This is a genomic window from Bacillus sp. AFS012607 (assembly GCF_002558005.1).
GTDB lineage: Bacteria > Bacillota > Bacilli > Bacillales > Bacillaceae_G > Bacillus_A > Bacillus_A thuringiensis_S.
Map to the genome: position 1 here is coordinate 1 of NZ_NTVM01000116.1, position 454 is coordinate 454.

Genomic DNA, 454 nt, shown 5'->3' on the forward strand with positions numbered 1-454 from the left:
CGCAAATTTTAATTGAGTTATTAAATGGTTATTTCTTTTTAGAGGGTGTAGATAGTCTTATTACAACTGATAAACAAGAGATGGGAAGTGTGAAGATAGCAAAAGAAGTCGTAGCGGAAAGGATTAGTAATGCAAGACAAAAACGTTTAGATCATGAGGCATCAAAGAACAATGTAACGTAAGCTACATTGTTTCTTTTTATAAAAAAACAGGAGGTTAGTAGGATGTTATTATTTCGTGAAGATATCGCATTAGGGGTCATTAAAGAGGTTGGAGAAGGTGAACTTATTTTACTTGTAAAAGAGGAAGAACTAACAATCAAAATTACACGAGAACAAGAGGAAGAACTTGCAGTTCATGTCATGAATCAAGAGAATATGTTAGTTCCGATCAATGTAAAAACTCATGAGCTTTTCTTCGATACAGCTGAGAGGTGGAATGAAGAGGAAATGGA

At 34.1% G+C, this 454-nt stretch carries 1 protein-coding gene and 1 pseudogene; both read left to right on the forward strand.

What is annotated here, in order from left to right:
* Window positions 1-182 (forward strand): annotated as a pseudogene (locus CN409_RS31175) (hypothetical protein); the annotation flags it as partial.
* Window positions 183-224: 42 nt separating this feature from the next.
* A partial coding sequence (locus tag CN409_RS31180; protein ID WP_098217986.1) for a hypothetical protein occupies window positions 225-454 on the forward strand: 230 nt, incomplete at its 3' end.